Origin of the sequence: Shigella sp. FC1967, from assembly GCF_001743005.1 — a bacterium.
Classification (GTDB): Bacteria; Pseudomonadota; Gammaproteobacteria; order Enterobacterales; family Enterobacteriaceae; genus Proteus.
Genome location: NZ_MIIZ01000807.1, coordinates 1 through 3,057 on the forward strand (window position 1 = coordinate 1; position 3,057 = coordinate 3,057).

Below are 3,057 nucleotides of genomic sequence, written 5' to 3' on the forward strand. Positions count from 1 at the left end.
CATATTAAGATAACTTATGTTTATGCAGTAACTTGGGATGAATTGGAGACGGTAAAGACTTCAGAGGGGACTTCACCTTTTGAGGGGAGTAATGAGTTTTATTTGTGTGCGAGCTTTTAGTAGAGAAAGGTGAATGAGATAAAAAGATCAGAAAAAAACGGTCGCCATATTAAGATAACTTATGTTTATGCAGTAACTTGGGATGAATTGGAGACGGTAAAGACTTCAGAGGGGACTTCACCTTTTGAGGGGAGTAATGAGTTTATTGTGTGCGAGCTTTTAGTAGAGAAAGGATGTTATAGCGTGGTAAAAACTCAGCTACCTAGGGAGACTGTATAGCTAGTGGCATCTGGGTTGTTAACGTTAAGAAGAAACAAGCCACCTTTATACCTAATATGACTCACTGTGATTTTGATATTGAAAAAATGCAGTGATTATTTATCCACAACAAGGGTATGCCAATATTTATCAAAGTAGCACGAATGCAACACCGAGTCTCAGTGAAGTCGAGTTACCTTAATTGAAAAAGAGTATGTGGGAAGAGGGCAAAAAGTAAGGTGATTAAATCAAGAAAATCTTAGATATACCTTAATCACTTGACGCAAAATAAAGGCTTTACATCGAAACGACACATCCTGTCGTTTCAATCTTTTTTATTTTTTGAAAATAATAATTTTGCCTGTCATACCCTGTCAGTGGGGTGTTTTATAGTAACGTCATCTTAATTAAATGAGGACACAAAAGATGGCGAACTATCGTATTGATGCAGACTTATCTTTTATTGGGCAATGCAGTAATGAAGACTTATCATTACTGTTATCGGTATTAACACACGATATTAAAGACGGTGAAAAACGTTGGTCTGAAACGTTAACCAATACCCCTGAATATCAACTCTTTTATCCTGACCATCAAAAGTATTGGCCTGCCATTTGTGCAGAATTACAAACTTATGGTGCTAACAGTTTAGTGAGTTTATTTCGTGGCAATAAAGGCGTGTTGTATCGTGAGATATTAACCGATGTTTGTGATAAGTTGGAGGTGAGTTACGCTAAAAATAGTGAAACAGAAACCATTGAATTAAATCTTTTATTAAAAGTTTTTGAGAAAAGCTTAGGCAAAATGACAGAGGAGGAGTTAAAAACACTGGCTCAAGAATTACAATTAAATCTCACCAATCCCACCCCTCAACTGGTGTTAATTGCCATGCAGGCAGCCATTAGAACATCGGGTTTTGCCGCCTTAGAACTTGCAACCTTATCGGCTATCAGTGTGATTAATGCCTTAGGTGGTGTTGCTACCGTTGGTACGCTCTTTGTTGCTCAACGCGCACTGTCGTTTGTCGCTGGTCCTATTGGTCTCGCTCTCAGTTCGGCTTGGTTACTGTCTGATATCGCCGGACCTGCCTATCGTGTCACGGTGCCGGCGTGCATTATCGTGGCTTATTTACGTCAAAAACACCTTTCTTGTGACTAAGCTGGCTTTTCATTTGTTGCTTTAACGGAATAACGTCTATGTCATCATCTCAACATCGGCATGACCGTTTGGCACAACGGTTGACCTTTATTATTACCCAGTTGTTTAAAGGAGAAACCTTATCCTTAAAAGGATTAGCACAAGAATTTAATGTGTCAGTACGCACTTTACAACGTGACTTTAATGAACGGCTTATTTATCTCGATTTGGACTATAAAGCAGGATGTTATTGGTTAGCGAAATCACAACGTTTTTTTAGAACCGATAAAGACATTCTACAATTTGCGTCGATGACGAGCATGGTGCCGTTTTTTCCTTCATTGGATAGAAAGCTTATTTCGGTGTTATTGGACTCTGAGGAAGCACCGCCTTATCTGATTTATCATGAGGCTCCTCAGCATTCGCCTTCGTTGTTTGGGGCATTTGCAGTATTAACTCAAGCCATTATTGATAAACGCTGTATTCAGTTCTTGTATTGCGATACCACGGTAAAAGGTATCGCACCGTACAAACTGATTTATTTTGACGGTCATTGGTATTTTTGTGGTGTGAAAGTGAGAAATAAAACCATACAGGTTTTTTTATCTTAAAGAGATGAGTGATGTGTTTGTCACTCAACACACTTTTATTAAACAACAGGAGGTAGAGCAATTAATACAGCAACCGCAGTTTATAATGGCACTTCCTCATTTTCATTATATCAAAACACTTATGATGTCTTCTTAAGTCCGTGGTGCCATAAGAAATAATTTATGTCTTCGTTAAATAGAAGTATTGCAAGTGTATTAGGAACACTAACAACACAGATTTACTTTCATTAACATTTTAATCCTTATTAACGAGGTTAATCACACCTCGTTTTTTATGCCCTAAACAAGGAAATTGATGATGAGTCGAGAAGTGAACGTTATACCTATATTCCTACTATTATCTTACTGGATAGTGATACACCTCGGCATAATGAATATCATCGGTATCGCCCTGGGCATATCCGTGACGGCTGCAATCAAGGTGTTTTGTGCTTGGTGGTGGTTATGATCTTTATCAACCGAGCTCGATAGACGACGAAACTGACTCATAACACCATGAACCTGTTTAATGACTATATCGGTTAACTTATTGCATAGGGAGTAAAGGCGAGCGAGGTACTATCGCGGCGTCACTGTTGTGGTAATAAGTCTTGAGTATAACAAGTGAAGGTAATTTGGTAATAGTAGATATCACTGATAGCTTCACGCCAGTGAGCGAAGTGTATTGGGTAAATTTAAACGAGATATCTGTCAGTGATATTTCAAAAATAAGCTTGAGCAAGAATAGAGGGCACTAATTCGGTTTTTGTAAAAAATCATTCAGCGTATTTTATTTAGTAAGCTAGCGCAGATTAACGTTATCACTATTGTTGAGCTGATTATGTTCAGTAGGATTTCGATGTCCGCAAAATAATGAGAAAAGGAAGGAGGCTATACTATAATGAATGAAAAATTTTGAAATCGCCAATTTTAGCAGACTATACAGTAAGAAAAAAGACTTTTTTTAGAACTTTAAAAATAAAAGAAGCTAAAAAAACGTATTATTCAAAAA

General features: G+C 37.6%; 2 protein-coding genes. Both read left to right on the forward strand.

Annotated elements, in window-relative coordinates:
* Window positions 1-744: 744 nt before the first annotated feature.
* Complete coding sequence (locus BHE89_RS13405; protein WP_069369453.1) at window positions 745-1,476, forward strand: DUF3944 domain-containing protein; 732 nt, start codon at window positions 745-747, stop codon at window positions 1,474-1,476.
* Window positions 1,477-1,514: 38 nt separating this feature from the next.
* Window positions 1,515-2,066, forward strand: coding sequence for a helix-turn-helix transcriptional regulator (locus tag BHE89_RS13410; protein WP_128860535.1), 552 nt, complete (start codon window positions 1,515-1,517; stop codon window positions 2,064-2,066).
* Window positions 2,067-3,057 lie beyond the last annotated feature (991 nt).